The sequence below is a fragment of the Nonomuraea lactucae genome (assembly GCF_003313395.1).
Classification (GTDB): Bacteria; Actinomycetota; Actinomycetes; order Streptosporangiales; family Streptosporangiaceae; genus Nonomuraea; species Nonomuraea lactucae.
In genome coordinates, this window is the sequence record NZ_QNFZ01001061.1 from 1 (window position 1) to 20,453 (window position 20,453).

General features: G+C 72.0%; 23 protein-coding genes. 3 read left to right on the top strand and 20 right to left on the bottom strand.

Annotated elements, in window-relative coordinates:
* From DQW85_RS41940 to DQW85_RS41975, 8 genes are all read right to left on the bottom strand, one after another.
* Positions 1-1,327 (bottom strand): oligosaccharide flippase family protein (locus tag DQW85_RS41940; protein WP_113705297.1); only part of this gene is annotated, 1,327 nt, incomplete at its 3' end.
* A gap of 21 nt (positions 1,328-1,348) precedes the next feature.
* Positions 1,349-2,329, bottom strand: a complete 981-nt coding sequence (locus tag DQW85_RS41945; RefSeq protein WP_113705298.1) for a hypothetical protein — start codon at positions 2,327-2,329, stop codon at positions 1,349-1,351.
* Positions 2,329-3,591, bottom strand: coding sequence for a DUF4910 domain-containing protein (locus DQW85_RS41950; protein ID WP_113705299.1), 1,263 nt, complete (start codon positions 3,589-3,591; stop codon positions 2,329-2,331). Before DQW85_RS41950 ends, DQW85_RS41945 begins: the two co-directional genes overlap by 1 nt.
* A complete protein-coding gene (locus DQW85_RS41955; RefSeq protein WP_113705300.1) occupies positions 3,588-4,607 on the bottom strand; it encodes an NAD-dependent epimerase/dehydratase family protein in 1,020 nt (339 codons plus the stop codon). Before DQW85_RS41955 ends, DQW85_RS41950 begins: the two co-directional genes overlap by 4 nt.
* A 1-nt stretch (position 4,608) precedes the next feature.
* Entirely contained in the window at positions 4,609-5,259 is a 651-nt protein-coding gene (locus DQW85_RS41960) for a PIG-L deacetylase family protein (protein WP_113705301.1), read from the bottom strand.
* Positions 5,256-6,032 (bottom strand): glycosyltransferase family protein, encoded by a 777-nt coding sequence (locus tag DQW85_RS41965; RefSeq protein WP_113705302.1) that lies wholly within the window; start codon positions 6,030-6,032, stop codon positions 5,256-5,258. Before DQW85_RS41965 ends, DQW85_RS41960 begins: the two co-directional genes overlap by 4 nt.
* On the bottom strand, positions 6,029-7,240 hold the full coding sequence (locus tag DQW85_RS41970) for a class I SAM-dependent methyltransferase (RefSeq protein ID WP_113705303.1): 1,212 nt from the start codon (positions 7,238-7,240) through the stop codon (positions 6,029-6,031). Before DQW85_RS41970 ends, DQW85_RS41965 begins: the two co-directional genes overlap by 4 nt.
* A complete protein-coding gene (locus DQW85_RS41975; protein ID WP_113705304.1) occupies positions 7,241-8,137 on the bottom strand; it encodes a phytanoyl-CoA dioxygenase family protein in 897 nt (298 codons plus the stop codon).
* A 59-nt stretch (positions 8,138-8,196) separates the two neighbouring features.
* On the opposite strand from DQW85_RS41975, the gene DQW85_RS41980 reads away from it, so the two are divergent.
* A complete protein-coding gene (locus DQW85_RS41980) occupies positions 8,197-8,775 on the top strand; it encodes a dTDP-4-dehydrorhamnose 3,5-epimerase family protein (protein WP_113705305.1) in 579 nt (192 codons plus the stop codon).
* Here the strand turns inward: DQW85_RS41980 and rfbD are convergent.
* The 9 genes from rfbD to DQW85_RS42025 all read right to left on the bottom strand — a co-directional run bounded on the left by rfbD (position 8,757) and on the right by DQW85_RS42025 (position 16,964).
* Positions 8,757-9,644 (bottom strand): dTDP-4-dehydrorhamnose reductase, encoded by an 888-nt coding sequence (rfbD, locus tag DQW85_RS41985; RefSeq protein WP_113705306.1) that lies wholly within the window; start codon positions 9,642-9,644, stop codon positions 8,757-8,759. The genes DQW85_RS41980 and rfbD overlap by 19 nt on opposite strands.
* Before the next feature lie 16 nt (positions 9,645-9,660).
* Positions 9,661-10,728, bottom strand: coding sequence for a glucose-1-phosphate thymidylyltransferase (locus DQW85_RS41990; RefSeq protein ID WP_113705307.1), 1,068 nt, complete (start codon positions 10,726-10,728; stop codon positions 9,661-9,663).
* Position 10,729: 1 nt separating this feature from the next.
* On the bottom strand, positions 10,730-12,184 hold the full coding sequence (locus tag DQW85_RS41995; RefSeq protein WP_113705308.1) for a sugar transferase: 1,455 nt from the start codon (positions 12,182-12,184) through the stop codon (positions 10,730-10,732).
* A gap of 227 nt (positions 12,185-12,411) precedes the next feature.
* The gene (locus DQW85_RS42000; protein WP_113705309.1) at positions 12,412-12,774 is read right to left on the bottom strand and encodes a hypothetical protein; all 363 of its coding nucleotides are present in this window, start codon (positions 12,772-12,774) and stop codon (positions 12,412-12,414) included.
* Positions 12,775-12,822: 48 nt separating this feature from the next.
* A complete protein-coding gene (locus DQW85_RS42005) occupies positions 12,823-13,476 on the bottom strand; it encodes a GntR family transcriptional regulator (RefSeq protein WP_113705310.1) in 654 nt (217 codons plus the stop codon).
* Positions 13,473-14,438, bottom strand: coding sequence for a DMT family transporter (locus tag DQW85_RS42010; RefSeq protein WP_113705311.1), 966 nt, complete (start codon positions 14,436-14,438; stop codon positions 13,473-13,475). The genes DQW85_RS42005 and DQW85_RS42010 overlap by 4 nt, the downstream gene beginning before the upstream one ends.
* 18 nt (positions 14,439-14,456) lie before the next feature.
* Positions 14,457-14,834, bottom strand: a complete 378-nt coding sequence (locus tag DQW85_RS42015) for a hypothetical protein (protein WP_113705312.1) — start codon at positions 14,832-14,834, stop codon at positions 14,457-14,459.
* Between the two features lie 161 nt (positions 14,835-14,995).
* Positions 14,996-15,352 (bottom strand): MmcQ/YjbR family DNA-binding protein, encoded by a 357-nt coding sequence (locus DQW85_RS42020; protein WP_113705313.1) that lies wholly within the window; start codon positions 15,350-15,352, stop codon positions 14,996-14,998.
* Between the two features lie 79 nt (positions 15,353-15,431).
* On the bottom strand, positions 15,432-16,964 hold the full coding sequence (locus tag DQW85_RS42025; protein ID WP_205315816.1) for an alpha/beta hydrolase family protein: 1,533 nt from the start codon (positions 16,962-16,964) through the stop codon (positions 15,432-15,434).
* Positions 16,965-17,043: 79 nt separating this feature from the next.
* Between DQW85_RS42025 and DQW85_RS42030 the strand changes: the two genes are divergently transcribed.
* Positions 17,044-17,604, top strand: a complete 561-nt coding sequence (locus DQW85_RS42030; RefSeq protein WP_113705314.1) for an ArsR/SmtB family transcription factor — start codon at positions 17,044-17,046, stop codon at positions 17,602-17,604.
* 98 nt (positions 17,605-17,702) lie between these two features.
* Complete coding sequence (locus tag DQW85_RS42035; protein WP_113705315.1) at positions 17,703-18,758, top strand: ion channel; 1,056 nt, start codon at positions 17,703-17,705, stop codon at positions 18,756-18,758.
* A gap of 124 nt (positions 18,759-18,882) precedes the next feature.
* On the opposite strand, the gene DQW85_RS45270 is transcribed toward DQW85_RS42035, so the two are convergent.
* The 3 genes from DQW85_RS45270 to DQW85_RS42045 all read right to left on the bottom strand — a co-directional run bounded on the left by DQW85_RS45270 (position 18,883) and on the right by DQW85_RS42045 (position 20,407).
* Complete coding sequence (locus DQW85_RS45270; protein WP_162795811.1) at positions 18,883-19,281, bottom strand: sensor histidine kinase; 399 nt, start codon at positions 19,279-19,281, stop codon at positions 18,883-18,885.
* Positions 19,278-19,415: a hypothetical protein gene (locus DQW85_RS45275; protein WP_162795812.1), complete on the bottom strand. Its 138-nt coding sequence runs from the start codon at positions 19,413-19,415 to the stop codon at positions 19,278-19,280. Before DQW85_RS45275 ends, DQW85_RS45270 begins: the two co-directional genes overlap by 4 nt.
* 287 nt (positions 19,416-19,702) lie before the next feature.
* The gene (locus tag DQW85_RS42045; RefSeq protein WP_113705317.1) at positions 19,703-20,407 is read right to left on the bottom strand and encodes a response regulator transcription factor; all 705 of its coding nucleotides are present in this window, start codon (positions 20,405-20,407) and stop codon (positions 19,703-19,705) included.
* Positions 20,408-20,453 lie beyond the last annotated feature (46 nt).

Here is a 20,453-nt window from a genome sequence, read left to right on the forward strand (position 1 = left end):
CGACCCCGGCGAGCAGCGGCCGGACGAGGGCGCGCGCGACGGGCGCGAGCCGCACCCCCGACCGGTGCACGAAGTAGGCGGCCAGGGGCAGCGCCGCCAGCAGGCACGCGACGGCCTGGCCGATGGCGGCGCCACGGATGCCCTGCCACTGCGTGCCGACGATCAGCGCGGGCACCAGGACGGCCCCGTAGCCGACGTTCATCCAGACCGTGGCCCTGGTGTCGCCCTGGCCGGTGAGGATGTCGAGGGCCAGCGAGAGCAGCATCCTGACCACCATCACGATCGCCAGCCAGCGCAGCACGCCCGCCGACTGGTCCCATTTGGGGCCGTACAGGAACTCCACGAGCGGGTGCGCGAGCACGCTCATCGCCACCGCGACCGGCAGGATCGCGGCGAGCAGCAGCGGAGCGGCCCGCCGCACGCCGTCCGACAGCGCCTCCGGCGTGTGCTCGGCGAGCCTGGAGAAGCCGGGGATCGACACGTTGCGCACGGCGGTGCCGATCAGGCCGGGCACCCAGCTCGACACGTTGAACGCCAGCAGGTAGTAGCCGAGCCAGACGTGCCCGAGGATGTCTCCCACCACGATGTAGCCGGCGTTGAGCAGCACGCTCTCCAGGCCGATCCCGGCGGCCGACGGCAGCCCGAACGCCAGCAGCCTGACCGCGACCGCCCGGTCCACGCGGAGCCGGACGGGCAGGCGCGCGGCGAAGAGGACGATGACGCCGGTGACCACGGCCGCCGACACCTGGCCCCAGGCGAAGCTGTACGGCCCCGCGCCGCCCGCCGCCAGGGCGATGGCCACGGCCGCGTTCACCACGAACCCCGCGGCGATGGCCAGCGTCAGCCTGTCCTGCTGGAACCTGCGGATCAGTACGGCCGTCCGCACGGCGGTGAAGCCCTCGACCACGATGACCGCGGTGAGCAGCCTGACCACGCCCGTGGCCTGCGGCGTGCCGGCCAGCTCGGCGAAGGCGGGCGCGCCCGCCCAGAACACCGCGTACAGCCCCATGGCCGACACGAACGACAGCACGGTCGCCGTGGGCGCCATGTCCTCGAGCCTGCCGCGCCACTGCATGGTCGCGGCCATGATGCCGAGGTCCTTGACCGACATGACGAAGGCCGTCGCGGCCAGCGCGACGGCGTAGACGCCGAAGTCACCCGGCGCGAGAAGGCGGGCGAGGACCAGCCCCATCACGAACGACCCCGCCTTGGTGGCCAGGTTCCCGAGCAGCCCCCAGCGCAGCCCCCGGCCGGCCAGCCTGCCGAGCGAGCCGGCCCGCGGGTCCGCCTGGCCGTCCTCCTCGGTCTGGAGCTCCGTGTCGTTCATCGGCCGCCTTCCGCGCCGGGCTCACCGCGCCGGCTCCTCGATCCGTTCCAGCCAGATCTCCCGCCAGAACGGGACGAACTCGCGTGGACAGTTGACGCTGTAGAACCCTCCGCAGAAGACGCCGTCGAGGATGATGCACGGGTTCTTCATCTGGAGCAGCTCGCCCGTGCGCTCGTCCACGCACCGCTCGACCCGGGCCGCCACCCGGGCGGTGCGCCCGCAGTGCCTGGCCATCTCCTCCTCGAAGCCGAGCCCGCGGTTGTGCCTGCGGTGGTCGAGGGTGCCGACGATCTCCTGCTTGGACCTGATCCGGACCAGCTCGCCGGGCTGGAGGTCGAGGGTTCCGGTCGGGGTCCGGCCCGGCCTCCCGCCGGGGACGAACCCCCATGACAGGCCGCCCTTGATCCACAGCCGCCTCGGCAGCAGCCGCCTGCTGAGGCTCTGGTAGCGGTTGAACAGGGCGAAGAACAGCCCGCGCAGCGTGGCGAGGACGCCCGCGTTGCCGGTGCGCACGTCGGTGACGTACTGCCTGACGTCCTTGACCGGGAGGCAGGCGGGCGCCGCGCGCAGCAGCTCCGTCGCCTGGCAGGAGAAGCGCTCCTCCCCCTCCGGACCGGGCGGCTTCCTGGAGTTGACCTCCAGGAGCGGCAGGAGGGCGGTCGCGGGCTCGGTGGGAGCGGCGGGCGGCCGGGGCGTGTCGCCCACCTTCACCAGCCACGCCTCCTTCCAGTAGAGCGAGCAGGCCGTCTGGCAGCCGCCGTGCGCCTGGCCGTCGCAGCGCGCCCGGTCCAGGTGGACGGCCCGCTCCATGCGCCGCATCCGGCCGTGGTCGATCGTGTCGCAGAGCTTGTGCGCCACCTTGCGCACGGTCATCCGCCGGCCGCAGAACTGCCGCATCTCCGGCATGAACGGCAGTCCGTCGAGCTCCCCGCGCTCGTCCAGCGTCGCCAGGATCTCCGCTTCGGCGCGGACCTCCACGACGTCTCCGACCTTCAGCCCCATCACGCCTTCTCCTTCACCAGTCCGGCTGTGCGCAGAGCCTCCGCGGCGGACTCGACCACCGCGAAGGGCAGCCCAGATCGTTCGGCGATGTCGAGGAGGCTGTGGTCCCCGTCGGACAGGTTCAACACCCATAACATCGCCATCTGGCCCTGTTTCGTGTCACTTCTCCCGCCCAGAGATCCGTACAGGCCGCGCCTGCCGAGCTGCGGCTCGCCGTACGGGCTGAGGTTGAGGTAGGCGCGGTCGCCCTCCAGCACGCCGACGACCTGCCAGAGCGCCTCCAGGGTGTCGCTCATCGCCTCCGCCGTGACGAACGCGGGGGTGTCCGCCGAGGTGTGGTATTCGGGGTACCCGGCGTACGTCGTCCTGGTGAGGCTGCCGAACGGCAGGTCGAAGCCGGGCGAGCAGAACTGGCGCTCGTCGTAGCCGTACGGCGTGAAGTCGAGCACCGTGTGCGGCCGGTCGGCGAGCACGTGGGTGACGGCGCGGTCGATCCCGGCGTCGCCGCGCCTGCTCCGCTTGTACGTCAGCGAGCCGGCGTCGCCCGCGCAGGCCAGCGTGAGCCCGTGCCTGATGAGTCCCAGGCGGTCGCGGTTGAGCGCGAGCCAGCTGATCGCGCCGATCGTGCCGGGCATGAACAGGAACCTGTAGGTGTGACGGGGGCGCTCCAGGCGTTCGGCCAGCGCCACGGCCACCGCGATGCCCGCCAGGTTGTCGTTGGCCAGCGACGGGTGGCACACGTGACAGGAGACCACCACCTCCTCGGCCAGCTCGCCGGGCACCACGTGCTCGGCGATGGTCAGCGACCCGTCGGCGAGCGTGGAGTCGATCAGCACCTCGTACGGCCCGTCGCCCAGCCCGTCGAGGGTGTCCTGGCTGAGGCAGAACCCCCACGTCTCGGAGTAGTAGCTGGTGCGGTAGGGGATCAGCGACGGCTGCTCGGGCAGCGTGTGCAGGCGGGGGCGCAGCTCCTCCAGCGTGAACGTGCCCGACACCGGCACGCTGTAGCCGACCACGTGCAGATTCGAGGCGCGGAAGTCGATCACTCGCCGTCCCTCGGGATCCTTGACGTAGGCGTCTCGGATGTTCCACTCCTTCGGCACGGTCCAGTCGAGCACGGGCGTGCCCGTCGGCACCTCGGTCACGGTGAGCGGCAGCCGCTCCCCGACGATCTCCAGCGTCCGGCGCACCCCGTCGCCGGTGATGCTCCGGCAGATCGGATAGAGCCGTTCGACGAGCGTGTGCATCTCCGCGGGCGTCATGGGCGCAGCCCGGCGGAGATCTCCCTGGCGGCCATGCGGTCCGACAGCCTGGTGAGGCGCGTGTAGCGGCGCTGGAAGTCGTGCCTGGTCAGCCCGTACAGGCGGTAGGCGTCGGCCAGCTCGGCCGCGCCCGCCTTGACGCTCCAGCGGGCCTCGTAGCCCGGCAGCGCCTCCCGCAGGCGGGAGAAGTCCACGCGGTAGGAGCGCGGATCGTTCCCGGCCTCGCCCGTGATCACCACCGCGGACCCCGGCACGGCCTCGGCCACCTCGGCGGCTATCTCGGCGACCGTCACGTTGTTGCGCTCCGTGCCCACGTTGAACGCCCTGGCGTGCACGGCCTCGCGCGGCGCGTCGAGGGCCAGCAGGAACGCCTCGGCGATGTCCCTCGCGTGGACCAGCGGCCGCCACGGCGTGCCGTCGGACAGCACCCGCACCTCGCCGGTCAGGAAGGCGTGGCCGACCAGGTTGTTCAGCACGATGTCGGCCCGCAGCCGGGGCGAGAAGCCGAACGCGGTGGCGTTGCGCATGAACACCGGCGTGAAGCTCCCGTCGGCCAGCCCGGCCAGGTCGTCCTCGACCCGCACCTTGGACTCGGCGTACGGGGTCACCGGCCGCAGCGGCGCGTCCTCGTCCACCAGCTCGTCACCGCCCGAGGCCCCGTACACCGAGCAGGTGGAGGCGTACAGGAACCTGCTCACCCCGGCGTCCCGGGCCAGGCGGGCCAGCCGTACCGAGGCGCGGTGGTTGATGTCGTAGGTCAGCTCGGGCGCGAGCGAGCCGAGCGGGTCGTTCGACAACGCGGCCAGGTGCGCCACGGCGTCGAACCCGGCGAGCAGGCCGGGCGGCACGTCCCGCACGTCCACCGCGTGGGCGGGCGGGTCGTTCGGGGCGGGGCCGAGCACGCAGTCGGCGAACAGGCCCGAGTCGAGGCCGACGACGTCGTGACCGGCTCGCGCCAGCACGGGGGCCATCACGCTGCCCAGGTAGCCCTGGTGTCCGGTCAGAAGTATCCGCACGTCACTCTCCAGCCAGGTCGAGGGTCAGCTTGCGGGTGTGGAACGCCTCGGCGTAGCGGGCGCCGCACTCGATGCCGCGGATGCGGGCCAGCCCGAGGAACGCCTCCCGGTCGTACCAGGCGCGGCGCCGCTGCGACGGGTAGTGCCGCTCCAGCAGGCCCGCCTTGGCCTCGGCCATGGCGGGCTCCAGCGGCTGGTAGACCGAGGGCCGGCCGAGGTCGCCGTCCCACTTGACGATCTCGTAACCGAGCGCGAGGTGGTCGCGGAACACGGTCGGGACCAGCTCGGCCAGGCCCCGGTGATCCTGGTGCGCGTCGCCCTCCCACGGGGCGAGCACCAGGTCGGGCCGGGTGCGGGCGCGCAGCTCCTCCAGGGCGTCCTTGGCCTCCTCCCAGTGGGCCGGCAGCCGCCCGTCCGGGATCTTCAGCACGGTGACCGCGAGGTCCGCCCCCGGGCAGAAGGCGGCCAGGGCGGCACGCTCCTCGTCCTCCCGCTCGGTGCCGCCGCCCGACAGCACGAGCGCGTCCACCCGCACGCCGGGCCGCGCCGCGCAGAGGGTGAGCAGGGTTCCGCCCGCACCGATCGCGATGTCGTCGCAGTGCGCGCCCAGCGCCACGACACCGTCCAGGACGGCGGGCCGCAGCCCGTTCATGATTCCCACAGCGCCCACGGCCGCTCGCCGCGCGCCCAGGAACGGTCCAGCTCCAGCCGCTGGTTGACGGTGTCGCTCGGACGCCAGTAGCCGCGGTGCCGGTAGGCCAGCAGCCTGCCGCGCTTGGCCAGCTCGGCGCAGGCGTCGGCCACCAGGTCGCCGTTCTCCGGGATGTGGTCGAAGACCTCCTGGCGCAGCACGAAGAAGCCGCCGTTGACCCAGAGAGGCAGCCGGCTGACCGGCGTGATGCCGCCGACCAGGCTGCCCTCGCTGACGTCCACGACGTGGAAGGTGTTGGTGGGCGGCACGACCATCATGGAGGCGCCCGCGTCGGAGGCCGCGAACCGGTCGATCATCTCGGGCAGCGGCGCGTCGGTCAGCACGTCGGCGTAGTTGGCGAGGAACATCTCGTCGCCGCCGAGGTGATCGCGCACCCTGCGTAACCGCTCGCCGATCGCCGAGTCGACCCCGGTGTCCACGAGCGAGACCGTCCAGTCGGAGATGTCGGTCGACAGCAGCTCGACCCGGCCCGCGCGCAGCACGAAGTCGTTCGACACCGTCTCCCGGTAGGTGAGGAAGAAGTCCTTGATGTGCTGCGCGCCGTACCCGAGGCAGAGGACGAACTCCTTGTGCCCGAAGTGCGCGTAGTAGCGCATCACATGCCAGACGAGCGGCCGTGGGCCGACGGGCTGCATGGGCTTGGGCAGGTCACCGCCGGGGGCGGAGCTGCGCATCCTGGTGCCCCGCCCGCCGCAGAACAGCACCACCTTCACGACACGACCTCCAGCTCCGGGATCGGGAAGACCAGCCGCCCGCCCCACTCGCGGACGTACGAGAGCTGCTCGACGAGCTCCTCGCGCAGGTTCCACGGCAGCACCAGCACGTAGTCGGGCCGGTCGGCCGCGATCCGCTCGGGCGGCAGGACCGGGATGCGCGAGCCGGGCGTGAACCTGCCGTGCTTGTACGGGTTTCGGTCCACCGTGTACGCGAGCAGGTCCGGCCGGACGCCGCAGTGGTTGAGCAGCGTGTTGCCCTTGCCCGGCGCGCCGTACCCGACGACCGTCCGGCCCTCGGACGCGGCGTCGAGCAGGAACCTCAGCAGGTCACGCCGGACCTTGGCCACCCGGGCGGCGAAGTCCTGGTAGCCGGACAGGTCGTGCAGCCCGGCGGCCTTCTCCATCGCCAGCACGTCCGCCACCCGGTACGACGGCGTGGCCGACTCCCCGGGCACGGCCCACAGCCGCAGGGACCCGCCGTGCGTGGGCAGCAGCTCCACGTCCACCAGTGTCAGCCCGCCGCTCGCCAGCGCCCGCCTGGCCGAGGCGACCGTGTAGTACTGGAAGTGCTCGTGGTAGATCGTGTCCCACTGGTTGAGCTCCATGAGCGTCATCAGGTGCTGCACCTCGATGGAGACCCGCCCGCCGTCGGCCACCAGCGCCCGCAGGCCACGGGTGAAGCCGGTGATGTCGGGGATGTGCGCGTAGACGTTGTTGGCCACGACCAGGTCGGCGGGCCCGTGCTCGGCGCGCACCTGCTGGCCGGTCTCCGGCGTCAGGAACGCGCTGAGCGTGGGCACTCCCCGCTCCCTGGCGGCCCTGCCGACGTTGGCCGACGGCTCGATGCCGAGGCAGCGCACGCCCCGCTCGACCAGGTGCCGCAGCAGGTAGCCGTCGTTGCTGGCCACCTCCACCACGAACGAGCCGGCCCGCAGGTCCAGGTCCTCGACGAACCGCCGCGCGTGCTCGACCCACGAGGCGGAGTAGGAGGAGAAGTAGGCGTACTCCACGAACGTCTGCTCCGGAGTGATCAGCGGCGGGAGCTGCGCCAGCCAGCACTCGGTGCAGACCCGCAGGTGCAGCGGGTAGGTCGTCTCGGGCTCGTCGAGCTGCTCCGCGGTGAGGAACGACTCGCACGGCGGGGTCGCGCCGAGGTCCACCACCCCGGCGAGCCCGGCCGAGCCGCACAGCCGACAGGTCGCCATTCAGCTCACTCCAGCCAGGGCGGCGGCCTCGTACTCCAGCGCCAGATCCTCGGGCATCGGGGCGAGGTCGGCGCACCGTGCGAAGTCGCGCAGCGTGGTGCCCGTGCAGCGGGCGTCCACGTTCGGCGCTCCCCTGCGCGCCCGCACGTCGTCGAGGTGCACCGTGCGGAAGTCGATACTGAACCTGGTCCTGCCGGAGGTGTTGGGGACCGTCGAGTGCAGCTGGGCGCCGGAGAACAGCAGCACCCCGCCCGGCTCGGGGACCACCCTGATCTGCGGGTCCAGGCGGATCTCCTCCTCCGGCCTGGGCTGCTCGCGGGTGTCGCTGCGCACGTGCCGGGCCGCGCTGTGCCGGCTCGTACGGTTCCACTCGGCGTAGTCGTAGGCCGCGCTGCCGTTGCGCACCGGGGTGTCGAAGTAGCCGGGGTGGAAGGCCATCACGTTCTCCGCCACCACGCCGTAGACCGGCATCCACCAGTTGACCTGGCTGAACGGGGCCGAGTACCAGCAGTCCCGGTGCGGGTGGAAGGCGTAGGAGATGCCAGAGACGAGGTAGTCGTGGGAGGTGGAGGTGCGCAGCCGGGGCACGTCGAAGTAGGTCCGGCAGGGGTCGCAGCCGCGCTCCGCCATGAGGGCCGGCAGCAGTTCCTTGCACCGGGGGTGGTGGATGAACCGCGGCTTCAGGTCCGCCAGCAGCGCGGCGAACTCCTCCACGGGCAGCTCGTGCTGCGCCGTCTCGGGGTCGAGGCCGCCGAACGCCTCCGCGATCAGCTCCCTGGCGAACCCGGCCAGCTCGGCGGACGCGGGCGAGGCGGGGTAGACGAACAGGTCACCCCGGAACAGCGCGTCGCGCCGGGCGTCGTCGGTCACGCCGCTGTTGGACAGAACGGCCGTCATACGAAACATCCCCTTTCACTGGTATAGGTACGGAGTCCGCGGCATGGCATCCTGCGATCATGGATCCCCTCCCGATCGAAGGGGCGTGGCTCTCCACGCCGCGCGTCCACAGCGACCCTCGCGGCTCCTTCGCCGAGGCGTTCCGTACCGCCGGCCTGCCACACCCCTTGGAGACGGCCCAGGTCAACTGCTCGGTCTCGCAGCCCGGCGTGGTGCGCGGCGTCCACTTCGCGGCCGTGCCGCCCGGCCAGGCCAAGTACGTGATGTGCGTCTCGGGCGAAGTCATGGACGTGGTGGTGGACCTGCGGGTGGGCTCGCCCGGGTTCGGTCACTGGACGGCCGTGACGCTCGACGACGAGACGCGCCGGGCCGTGCTGATCGCCGAGGGTCTCGGCCACGCGTTCATGGCGCTGAGCGAGCGGGCCACCGTGGTCTACCTGTGCTCGCAGCCGTACGCTCCGGGCCGGGAGCACGGCGTGCACCCGCTGGATCCGGAGCTCGGGATCGCCTGGCCGGAGGGCGTCGAACCGCTGCTGTCGGCGAAGGACGCCGCCGCGCCCGGCCTGGAGGAGGCGCTCAGGGCAGGGCTGCTGCCCGACTACGAGGAGTGCCGCAAGTTCTACACGACGCTGCACTGAGAACCCGCCTCCGTGGCGCCGGCGTGCCTGGAACCGGGCGCGCCGGCCATGACGGGCCAGGCGGCGCGCAGGCCCTGGCGCCAGCCCCGGATCGGCTCCCACCTGGTGTGGGCGAGCACCCCGCTCGCCGGTCGCGCGGCGGGCCGGGGACAGGCCGTGCTCGGCACCGGGCGCACCCGCCCGGGATCGGCGCCCAGCAGGGTGAAGACCTCCCGTGCCAGCCCGCACCAGGTGGTCTCGCCCGAACTGGTGCCGTGGTAGACGCCCGGCGGCAGGTCCGACTGGGCCAGCCGCACCAGGTAGTCGGCGAGGTCGGCGGCCCATGTCGGCTGGCCGCGCTGGTCGTCCACCACCTCGACGGTCTCCCGCTCGCCGGCCAGCCTGATCATCGTGCGCACGAAGTTGGGGCCGGCCGCGCCGTACAGCCACGCGGTGCGCACGACGTAGTGCCCATGCACCAGCGCCGCGCGCTCACCGGCGAGCTTCGTCCTGCCGTAGGCGTTGAGCGGCCCCGTCGGCGCGTCCTCACGGTACGGCTCGCGACCGCGCCCGTCGAAGACGTAGTCGGTGGAGACCTGAAGCAGGCGGGCCCCGGAGCGGGAGCACGCCTCGGCGAGCCAGGCGACCGCGTGGCCGTTGACGGCCAGCGCCTCCTCCTCGCGCGTCTCGGCCTCGTCCACCGCGGTCCAGCCCGCGCAGTTGACCACGATCCGCGGCCGGTAGCCGCCCACGAAGTCGAGCACCGCCCGCCGGTCGGTCACGTCGAGCTCGGCCCTGGCCAGCGCCAGCACCGGCTCGCCGGTCAGCGCGATCCTGTCGAGCACGTCGGCGGCCAGCATGCCCCCGCCACCGGTGATCAGCCATCTCATGCGTGTCGCCGCTTCCTCACGAACTGATCTGCACCTTGCTGTGATCGCCGAGCACCAGGCGGTGGGCTCTGGGCGTGCCTGCCGCCGGGGTGACCTCGACGTCGTGGCCGATGAGCGACGACTCGATCCGGCTCACTCCCCGGATGGAGGCCCTGGGCAGCACGATCGAGTACTCGATCTCGGCGTGCTCGACCACGCAGCCCGCCCCGATGGAGGTGAACGGCCCGACGTAGCCGTCCTGGACGCGGGCGCCCGCCCCGATGATCGCCGGGCCGACCAAGCGGGAGCGCTCGACCACGGCACCCGGCTCGACCACGACGCGGCCGATCAGCTCGCTGGCCGCGTCCACCGAGCCGCCGACCCGGGGCTCCAGCGACTCCAGGACGAGGCGGTTCACCTCCAGCATGTCGGTGACGTTGCCCGTGTCCTTCCAGTAGCCGGAGATCACCGACGACTCCACGCGCAGGCCCGCCTCGATCAACCACTGGATGGCGTCGGTGATCTCCAGCTCGCCCCGCCACGACGGCTTGAGCTCGGCGACCGCCGCGTGGACGGCCGGGCTGAAGAGGTAGACGCCGACGAGCGCGAGATCGCTCTTGGGCCGGGCGGGCTTCTCCTCCAGGCGGACGACGCGACCTCCCGGGTCGAGTTCGGCCACCCCGAACTGGCGCGGGTCGCGGACGCTGGTGAGCATGATCTGCGCGGCGGGCCGCTCGCGGGCGAACCGCTCCACGAGGCCGCCGATGCCGCCGACGACGAAGTTGTCGCCGAGGTACATGACGAAGTCGTCGTCGCCCAGGTAGTCGCGGGCGATCAGCACGCCGTGCGCCAGCCCGAGCGGCGCCTCCTGGCGCAGGTAGGTCACCTCCAGGCCGAACGCCGAGCCGTCGCCGACGGCCGACTCGATCTCGGCCTGCGTGTCGCCGACGACCAGCCCGGCCTCCCGGATCCCGGCCTCGGCGATGGCCTCCAGACCGTAGAAGAGCACCGGCTTGTTGGCCACCGGGACGAGCTGCTTGGCCGAGGTGTGGGTGATGGGCCGTAACCGGGTGCCCGCCCCTCCGGCGAGCACGAGCGCTTTCAAGCTAGTAAGCCCCTTCTCCGCGGGTGACGACGGACCAGGTCTTCCAGAGGATCTGCAGGTCGAGGATGAGCGACCAGTTCTCCACGTAGCGCAGGTCGAGGCGGACAGACTCCTCCCAGGTCAGGTCCGAACGGCCGCTGACCTGCCAGAGCCCGGTCATGCCCGGCTTGACGACCAGGCGGCGGCGCACGTCCGTGCCGTACTGGGCGACCTCCTCGGGCAGTGGCGGGCGCGGGCCGACCAGCGACATCTCGCCGCGTACGACGTTGAAGAGCTGGGGCAGCTCGTCCAGCGAGTAGCGGCGCAGGAGGCCGCCCAGCGGGGTGATCCTTGGATCGTTCCGCATCTTGAACATGACGCCGTCGAACTCGTTGGCCTCCTGCAGCGCGCCCTTGAGCCGCTCGGCGCCCTCGACCATCGTCCGGAACTTCACCACCCTGAACTCCCGGCCGTGCCTGCCCACCCTGGTCTGGTAGAACAGCGCGGGCCCGCGGCTGGTGAGGCGGATCAGCAGCACGATCGTCAGCAGCGGCACGGCCATGAGGAGCAGCGCCGCGCCCGCCACGCACCGGTCGAACACGCTCTTGACGACCTGCTTGGCCCCGTCGAACTCGGGGTGCTCCACGTGCAGCAGCGGCATCCCGGCCACCGGCCTGATGCTGATGCGCGGCCCGGCCACGTCCATCAGCGCGGGAGCCACGAACAGGTCGGTCCGCTCGCTCTCCAGGCTCCACGCCAGCCTGCGCAGCGCGATCCCGTCCATCTCCGGGCAGGCGAGCACGGCCACAGCGTCGGCGCGTACCCGCGCCGCCGCGTCCGCCACCTCGCCGAACGACCCGAGCACGGGGATCCCGTCGAGGTCGACGTCCATGCGGTCGGCGGGCAGGCACGCCCCCACGACCAGCATGCCGTGGTACGGCTGGCCGCGGAACTGCATGACCAGGTCGAGGATCGACTCGCGATGACCCACTGCGACGACCTGGCGCATGTACTGGCCGACGGCCCTCCTGCGGTGCAGGCGCTTGCGCATCTTGTAGCGGAAGTAAAGCGCGGAAAGCAGCGCCAGCGGCAACATCGCCATGACAAAACTGCGCGCCACCGCGGTCTGCGTGGCATACGCGCCAATCGCCACCGTGGCCATCAAACCCGCGCCGCCGTTGAATACCGCCCTGAACTCCTCGGTGCCCTCGCCATGAGCGCGCTGGCGATACGCGCCGCCCATCGCCAGGGCGAGCGGCCAGGCGACGACGAGGCCGGCGCCGAGAAGGAACTCGGCCAGCGGGATGAACGCCCCGGAAAGGAGCCGGACGCCGAGCACGAACACGCACGCGGCCAGCGCGCACGCGAGGTCGCCGCTCCACAGGATCCGCAGGTACGCCCGCGTCCAGATGCTCGACGCACGGCGTGGCACGGCTTCGAGGAGCACGACATCGGACTCCCCCGTCCCCACCCTCATAGCACCACCCAGGCAACTCTGTTGGTATGACGTTCCCTGAACCACGCAAGGGCGGCGGCCCCCACTAAAGACTAAAGATCAACTGCATAACGGGGAACAACGTCATATGTCCACAATCGGACGCAAAGCGGGGTGTTCGAAGGGTTGACTAACTGCTCAGAAGGTGCTGATCTACCTGACTGTGGCCTTTACCGCGCCATTCCGTAATATTGCCGAAATCTTGGGCGTTAGTCGTACTCGAGGTCCGGCAGCGCGGTCGGCGGGTCGGGGCTGCGCCACACGACCACGGCCCCGTCGTTCGCCGCCTCGGCGGCGAGGTGCAGCCGGTCCAGGTCGAAGTCGGGCAGGTAGCGCAGGCGGGCGAGAAAGGTCGCGTCGGTCGCCGACCGCGGCACGACGCAGCCCTCACCGTCGCGGTCGAGCAGGATGTAGAGCACGTCGTAGTCAGGCGAGGTCGCCGACTCCGTCACGACACGGACCTCGACGACGTCTTCCCACGCGAGGGCCTCGACGCTCCCGTCGGCGTAGTGACGGGTCACGCCCTCTTCAGTGACATACACGTAGGAGTCCGGCATCGGGTTGCCGTGCATGGGCGCGATTCTCGCGAGTCATGGGGCCGTACCGCAAGGGTCGGCCGTTCACGGGCATGACTGGCCGTCTCCCGAGCGCCTATCGCCGCCCCACGAGTGGCCCAGATGCGCGGCGACCGCCGCCCGCGCCGTCTCAGCCGGACCGTCCGCGATGGCGTCGAGCAGGTCACGGTGCTCGCGTACGAGCACGTCACGGTCCTCGTACACCTCGCGCAGCCGGACCAGGCCGAGCCGGGTCTCGGCGGCCAGCGCGCCGTAGAGCCGCTCAAGGCGCGGGCTGCCCACGGCCTCGATCAGCGCCTGGTGCAGCGCCATGTGCGCCGCCACCGCGTCGGACCAGGCGGCGTCGCCGGGCAGCGCGTCCATCCGGGCGAGCGCCGCGTCCGCCTCGGCCACCCGCCGCCCGGCCACTGCCTGGGCCATCAGGTCCTCCAGTGGCCGGCGCACGTACATCAGGTCGTCCAGGTCGGCGAGCGTCACCTCGGGGACGTACGCGCTGCGGTTGCGCTCGCGCCTCAGCAGCCCCTCGTGGACGAGCGCGGCCAGCGCCTCGCGGACCGTCGGCCTGGCCACGCCGTACGCCGCCGCGATCTCCTGCTCGGGCAGCGGCGTGCCCGGCTGGATCTCGCCGGAGAGCACCCTGCGGCGCAGCGCGTCGGCGAGCGCGCCGACGGCCGAGACTGGTCTGAGCGGCGTTGTCACGGCTGCGACTCTAGTGCCCTCTCCCGTACGGCACCGCCGCGTGCCACGGATCTCCTCTCGGGTACGGCCACCGCCACGAGGCTGATCGCGAGCAGCCCGAGACCGGCGACCGAGACCGGGGCCAGGCGCTCGCCCAGCACGACCAGGCCCAGCAGCGCGGCGACCGCGGGCTCGGCCAGCGTGAGGGTGGCGGCCGTGGTCACCGGGGTGGTGCGCAGGCCCCTGCCGTACAGGAAGTAGGACAGGGCGGTCGCGGCCAGGCCGAGGTAGAGGGCGGCGAGCAGGGCGCGCGGCTCGGCCAGCCACTCCCCGCCGCGCCAGAGCAGGACCGGCAGCATGATCACGGCGGCGCCGCCGAACAGCGCGCCCATCACCGCGCCGGACGGCGCGCCCGTGGAGATCGCGCGGGCCGCCGTGACCGCGTAGAAGGCGTAGAGCAGCCCGCCGAGCAGGGCGAACAGCACTCCGGACACCATCTGACCGCCGGCCTGCGCGCCGCCACCGACGATCAGCGCCGCGCACCCGGCGATGGCCGCCGTGGTCGCCATGGCCCACCGGCGGCTCGGGCGCCGGCCGTGCAGGGCCCACGACAGCAGGCCGGTGAAGACGGGGCCGCTGCCGATGGCCACCACCGTGCCGATGGCCACGCCGGTGCGGCCGACGGCCGCGAAGAAGCACAGTTGGTAGGCGGCGACCGCGGCGGACGCGAACAGCACTCCCGAGGTGACCACTCGCCCGCCGCCTCGCCCGCCGGGGATCCTTCGGCCCGCACCGGCGCGTGGCATGGTCGCCGCGCTCACGCCCTTCGCGCTCAGGCCCGCCACGAGTGCGAGCGCGGCGCCGCCGATGACCAGCCTGGCGGCGGCCAGGGCGATCGAGTCCGCGGACACGAGCAGCCCCGCGGTGCCGGCCGTGCCCCAGAGCACGGAGGCGCCCACGACCGCCAAAGGTCCGTTCTTCATACAGTCATTGTCTGACAGTCAGACAATTTCGTCCAGTAGCTCCTCGATCAGGCGGCCGGCCTCGCCCGCCAGCTCGCCCGCGTAGTCGTCCAGCACCGCCAGGCAGGCGTGGATGTCGGGGGTCGTCCTGCGGGAGAGGTCGAGGAGCACATCACCCTCGGCCTCTGCCACCCCGTCCACGTGGAAGGCGTCGCCCGAGGCGATGACGGAGACGGCGAAGCGGACCTCGCGGCCGTCGGGGAGCGTGAAGAGGATGCCGGTGCGGGCGCCGGCGGGCGGGAGGAAATAGGTGAAGGACCTGCTGCGGACGAACGGGTGGCGTAACTCGGCGAGGATCTCCGCCACCCGGCTCAACGCCGCCAGCAGGCCGGCCGCGGCCAGGCTCTCGCTGTCCACCCCCCGAGCCTAGATCACCAGTCGGACTGCTGGCCAGGCGCGACCCTCCGCTGGGGTCGGGTCGGCGGCCAGGCGGGCGTGGCGTTCGGCCAGCACCGCGCGTGCGTCGTCCTCGCGCCACTCGCGCAGCCCGGATGTTCGTCTGCAACATCGATGTCAGGCTATCGCCCGATCTGATGGGCGACCTCGAAGGCCTCGACCAGGTGCTTGGGCGCGGTCAGGCACCACGCCTCGGCCACCAGCTCGAACAGCTCCTCGTAGTCGATCCGGTCGAGATGGATCACCACCCACCCGAACCGTCCCGCCGTGAACTGCACCTCGAACACCTCGGGCCGCTCGGCCACCAGCGCGATCTGCTCCTCGATGGTCGCCTTGACGCCGACGGTCTCGGTCTCCTCCCACAGGTAACCGAAGCCCTTGCCGCCCACCTTGAGGCTGATCCAGTCGCCGCCGTGGCCCGTCCGCACCTCGGGCAGCTCATCCAGCAGCTTGAGGAACTCTTCGACGCTCACACCCATGCGCTCCTGTGTACCAAAGTCCACCGACAAACCGGTTACGGGTTCCCGAAGTGCACCGGCCGGGAGAGTGGTTCACGGGTCACGGCAGCAGCAGGCCCCAGTACAGGCCCCACGGCACGAGCACCACCCCACCGGCGAGCAGCAGCCCGAGCCGTACCCTCTCCCCTCGCGGCACGGAGCCGGGTCGGCGCGCCCAGGCACGCGCGGTGCGGGCGGTGGCGACCACGCAGGCGACGGCGAGCACCTGCAGCACCAGCCAGATCACCGGCCTTCCGGCCACCAGCGGCCCCGGGGCCGCCAGCTTGGCGCCGGTCATCACCATGTAGGTCAGGTACGCGAACGAGCCGAGCACCACCACGGGGCCGCTCGCGCTGAGGAAACGCGCCGCCCGGCTCACCGGCGCGCCCGACCGGCGGCGCAGGCGGCGCACCAGCGCGACCACCGGATACGCGGCGAAGGCGACGGCGAACAGCACGAGGGCCGCGAGCTGGACCCGCGCCGACTCCCACCAGACGGGAGGCTCCAGCGGCACGGTCGCCGTCTCCTGCACGGGCTCCGGCCCCCACGTCACTGGCTCCCCTCCCGACGTCACGGACTCCGGCCCGGACGTCACGAACCCGGACCCCGGCATCCGATCCGCGGGTGGCCTCCCCGAGGTGACCTCACGCACCCAGGACCCGACCAGATCCGCGTAGCCGGGCGCGAGCTCGGGCAGCCGCGTCACCCCACCGTCCGGCGTGAGGTGGGCGGCGTGCTCGGCCCCCGCGAAGAAGCGGAACGTGTAGCGCCGGTTGCCACCATCGCGGAAGGCCGCGGCGAACCCCGGAGGGCTCTCCCGGGGCGGCGTCAGCAGATCGTGCACCCCCCAGATGCCGAGCACCGGCTGCCGCACCGCCGCGAGGGTCGGAGCGGGATCGTAGTACGGCTCGGGGAACATGCCGCCATCGGCCAGCATCCTGTAGAGATTGGGCTCGGCCCGGTCGACCAGAGAGCCCGACACCCCAGCCTTGCGCATCCCCGCGGCCACGGCCCACGCCTGCTGGCGCAGCGGCTGCAGGCTGTTCGCGCCCACCAGCACGACGAAGGCCACGTCCGCGGAGCGGGAGGCCGCCATCGGCGCCACCCAGCCGCCCTCACTGAGCCCCCAGACGCCGACCTTCGACGGGTCCACGCCGGGCTGTGACCGCAACGCGGCCAAGGCGCCGAGCGCGTCTCCGGCGAGCTGAGAGTACGACCGGCGGAAGAGCGAGTAGCCCTCGGAGCGCTTGTCGTAGATCAGCACGGCCAGCCCGCGCCGCGCGAACTCCACGGCCTCGCCCATGAGTTTCGTCCGCGGCGTGCCCGCCCCGGCCCCGTGCACCAGGACCACGCCCGGCCGCCGTTTCTCCGCCCCCGCGGGCGCCAGGACTGTGCCGTTCATGGCCAGCCCGCCGTCCCCGCGGAAGCTCACCTCGGTCGCCTTCAGATCACCGGGTACGGCCGGCGGCCCCCCGTCGGCCCCCGCCGTGCCCGTCACGGCCGACGGCCCGGCGGCGACCGCCGGACCGGCCACCCCCACCGTCAGGGCGGCTGCGATGACCGCCACCAGCATGCTTCGTCGTGTTCGTCCCATACTGCCGAAGATACTCTGCAGAGACTTCTCGGCAAATGGGTCTCTGCAGATATCGTTCGGCAGGACTAGGCTGCTCCTCATGAAGGATGACGAGCCGTTCCTCCTCGACGACCCCGCGCGATTGAAGGCGCTGGCCCACCCGATGCGCCGGCGCATGCTGCGCCACCTGGAGGTCCACGGCCCGGCCACCTCCACGACGCTCGGCGAGCTGCTCGGGGCCAAGACCGGCACGACCAGCTACCACCTGCGCCAGCTGGAGAAGTACGGCTTCATCGAGGAGATCCCCGAACGCTCGACCGGCCGCGAGCGGTGGTGGCGCAAGGCCCCCGGCCCCCGCGACCTGCGGCTGCCCACTCCCGACCAGCTCTCTCCCGAGGACCGTCCGGTGCTCGCCGAGTTCCACCGCATCGGGCTGGAGGAGGATCTCAGGCTGTTCGAGCGCCTGCCCGCGATCTACGAGGGCGACCCGCGCTGGGTCAAGGCGTCCCGCGGCCTCGGGCGGATGACGGAGCCGGAGTTCGAGGAGTTCTTCGAGGCGTACATGGCCCTGCTGGCGAAGTACTCCCACCGGGCCGAGGATGCCGCGCCGGACGCGCGCCCCCTTTACATCCGCCTCTTCGCCTTCCCCGCCGACAGGTGACTCCCGCACCCGTACAACAAAGGGTGCTTTATGGGGTTTGTCCGGTTAAGGTGGCCGCACCGCGGCGTGTCGCGGTGCGTGTCAGCGCAGGAGGAAGCGTGCCGATCTTTCTTGCCCGCGTGCTGTCCAGGCTCGCGCTGCTCGGCACGTGGTGGACCCCGGTGATCGTGTTCAGCCTGGTGTTCGTCACCAGCTGGCCGTTGATGACGCTCGTCGAGCCGGCGGACAGCGTGATCGTCGAACCCGGCAACTACTGGTGGTACTTCGTGGTCACCGCCTCGACCGTCGGCTACGGCGACGTGTTCCCGAGGTCGGCCGCCGGCCACGTCGTCGGCGCGTACGTCATCGTGGGCGGCATCGCCACCCTGACGACGGTGTTCACCAGGCTCACGACCACGCTGGAACGAGCCAAGGGGCGAAGGATGCGAGGTGCCGTCACCGTGGACATGTCCGGCCACATCGTGCTGCTCGGCTACACGCCGGGACGCACCGAGCAGATCGTCGACGAGCTGACGGCCGACGGCACGACCGGGGTCGTGGTCTGCGCCTGGGAGGACGTGCGGACGCATCCCATGTCCGACCGCGACGTGACGTTCGTGCGCGGCGACCTGACGGACGACGGCGTGCTGCGCAGGGCCGGCGTGCACCGGGCGCACAGCGTTCTGGTGGACGCCCGCGACGACAACGAGGCGCTCGCCGTGGCCATCACCGCCGACCACGTCACCGACGGCGCCCACCTCGTGGTGGCGCTGCGCGACCTGGGCAGGGTCCGCCATCTCCGCTATGTCACCGAGTCGCTGAGCTGTGTGCAGTGGCACAGCCCGTACATGATCACCGAAGAGCTGAAGGACCCCGGCATCACAGACATCTACACCCAGCTGATGACGCACGGCGGCGCCGGCACCTACTCGGTCCGGCTGCCGGACTCCCTCGGTCCGGTGCTGGTGGACCACTGCCAGACCTCGCTCGGCCGCCGCTACGGCGCCACCATGCTCGCCGCCCGCGCCGGCGACACGCTCCTGGTCAACCCCGACTGGACGACCGAACTCCCGAGCGGGGCGGTGCTCTACTACGTCGGCTCGCACCGCCTCACGCCCGACGAGATCGCCACCGCCCTGCGCGACGTGCCCGGCACCACGCGAACGCCACTCTGACCTCCCGGGTCAGGCCCGGAGGCGGCCACCTGCCGTACAGTCGGGAAAGGCCGGGCCACAGAAGGGCTACGGGAGCGCTACAGGAGGGACCGCCGGTGACTCCAGGCTGCGGCAACTGCGACTGCTACCTCGAAGACATCGTCCTCGTGAAGCCGCCAGGCGAACGCTGACACGAGACCGGAGGTGGCCCCGGCGGCGGGGCCACCTTCTGGAGGCGCACCTCCACCGTCAGACCGCCGGCGGGGTCGGCGGTCGCGGAGAGGGTGCCGTGGTGCGCGGTGACGACCGCGTGGACGATCGCGAGGCCCAGCCCGTGCCCGGTGCGCCGCTCGCCGGAGTCGTGGTGAGTGTCGTGGTGAGTACGGCCCGCCCCGCGCGCGAAGGGCTCGAACAGCATGTCCACGTGATCCGGCGTCACCCGCGGCCCCGTGTTGGCGACCGTCAGAACGGCCTGCCCGCGCTCCGCTGCGACGGTGACCGCGACCCGGCCGCGTTGGTCGTTGTGCCGGATCGCGTTGGTCACGAGGTTGGCGGCGAGCTGCGCAGCAGGGTGGGATCGCCGGCGACCAGCGCCGGGTCCAGCCGCGAGACCACGGACACGCCCCGCCGGGCCGCCTCCTTGGAGGTGACCTCGATCGCGTCGCAAGCGAACCCCACCAGGTCGGCGGTCGTGGTGACGCCCAGGCCGTAGTCGGCCCGGGCGAGGTCGAGCAGAGCGCCGCGATCTGCTCGCTGCGCGCGTTGACCTCGGTGAGGTCGGCGAGCAGCGCGGGCACGTCGCAGGCCGCGGGATCGGCCGCGGCGACGTCGAGGAGCGCCTGGCTGGTGGCCAGTGGGGTGAGCAGCTCGTGCGAGGCGCTGGCGGTGAAGCGCCGGTGGCCGTCGAACGCGGACGCGGGCCGGCGACGGAACCGGTCCGCTGCCGGGGTCCACGACCCTCGCGCTCATCCCCTGGCCAGCCGGTAGCCGACGCCGATCTCGGTGTGGATCACTGGCGGATCGCCGAGATTGCGCCGCAGCGCGTGAATGGTGATCCGCACCGCGTTGGTGAAGGGGTCGGCGTGCTCGTCCCATGCCTTCTCCAGCAGGTGTTCGGCGCTGACCACGCCTCCCTGGGCGGCGAGCAGGATCTCCAGCACCGCGAACTCCTTACGGGTCAGGCGGATCCCCCTGCCGTCCCGGCTGGCCTCCCTGCTCACCGGATCGAGCCGTACCCCCTCGGCCGCCAGCACCGGCGGGCGCGCCTGGGAGGGGCGCCGATGCAGCGCCCGCACCCGGGCGACCAGCTCAGGGAGCCGGAACGGCTTGGTGAGGTAATCGTCGGCGCCGAGGCCGAGCCCGGTGACGGTGTCGTCGAGCGTGCGCGCCGCGGTGAGCATCAGGATCCGGCACGGTGCCCGCTCCGCCACCAGCCTCCGGCACACCTCGTCGCCGTGCACGACAGGGAGATCCCGGTCGAGGATCAGGACGTCGTACGCGGTGACCGAGAGCCGTTCCAGCGCCGCGGCCCGCCGGGTCCTCTCCGCCCAGGTGCAGTTCACCACTGGCGTCCTGGCGCCCCCGTCGGAGTATCTGGCCAGGGTTCCGCCCGTCCAGATGGCCTCGTCGTCCGGGTGCGCGTGCACGCGCAGCAAGCCGAAGTCCACCATGATCCTCTATTCCCTCCGCGCCCCCGCCAACACGGCGAACGGGCAT

Excerpts from the sequence above, each read along its gene's own strand:
- DQW85_RS42030 (WP_113705314.1), top strand. The coding sequence starts at position 17,044 with ATGAAGGATGACGAGCCGTTCCTCCTCGACGACCCCGCGCGATTGAAG.
- DQW85_RS41970 (WP_113705303.1), bottom strand. The coding sequence starts at position 7,240 with ATGGCGACCTGTCGGCTGTGCGGCTCGGCCGGGCTCGCCGGGGTGGTG.
- DQW85_RS41995 (WP_113705308.1), bottom strand. The coding sequence starts at position 12,184 with ATGAGGGTGGGGACGGGGGAGTCCGATGTCGTGCTCCTCGAAGCCGTG.
- DQW85_RS42025 (WP_205315816.1), bottom strand. The coding sequence starts at position 16,964 with ATGGGACGAACACGACGAAGCATGCTGGTGGCGGTCATCGCAGCCGCC.
- DQW85_RS41945 (WP_113705298.1), bottom strand. The coding sequence starts at position 2,329 with ATGGGGCTGAAGGTCGGAGACGTCGTGGAGGTCCGCGCCGAAGCGGAG.
- DQW85_RS42010 (WP_113705311.1), bottom strand. The coding sequence starts at position 14,438 with ATGAAGAACGGACCTTTGGCGGTCGTGGGCGCCTCCGTGCTCTGGGGC.
- DQW85_RS42000 (WP_113705309.1), bottom strand. The coding sequence starts at position 12,774 with ATGCACGGCAACCCGATGCCGGACTCCTACGTGTATGTCACTGAAGAG.
- rfbD (WP_113705306.1), bottom strand. The coding sequence starts at position 9,644 with ATGAGATGGCTGATCACCGGTGGCGGGGGCATGCTGGCCGCCGACGTG.
- DQW85_RS41960 (WP_113705301.1), bottom strand. The coding sequence starts at position 5,259 with ATGAACGGGCTGCGGCCCGCCGTCCTGGACGGTGTCGTGGCGCTGGGC.
- DQW85_RS41950 (WP_113705299.1), bottom strand. The coding sequence starts at position 3,591 with ATGACGCCCGCGGAGATGCACACGCTCGTCGAACGGCTCTATCCGATC.
- DQW85_RS42020 (WP_113705313.1), bottom strand. The coding sequence starts at position 15,352 with ATGGGTGTGAGCGTCGAAGAGTTCCTCAAGCTGCTGGATGAGCTGCCC.
- DQW85_RS41975 (WP_113705304.1), bottom strand. The coding sequence starts at position 8,137 with ATGACGGCCGTTCTGTCCAACAGCGGCGTGACCGACGACGCCCGGCGC.
- DQW85_RS41980 (WP_113705305.1), top strand. The coding sequence starts at position 8,197 with ATGGATCCCCTCCCGATCGAAGGGGCGTGGCTCTCCACGCCGCGCGTC.
- DQW85_RS42045 (WP_113705317.1), bottom strand. The coding sequence starts at position 20,407 with ATGGTGGACTTCGGCTTGCTGCGCGTGCACGCGCACCCGGACGACGAG.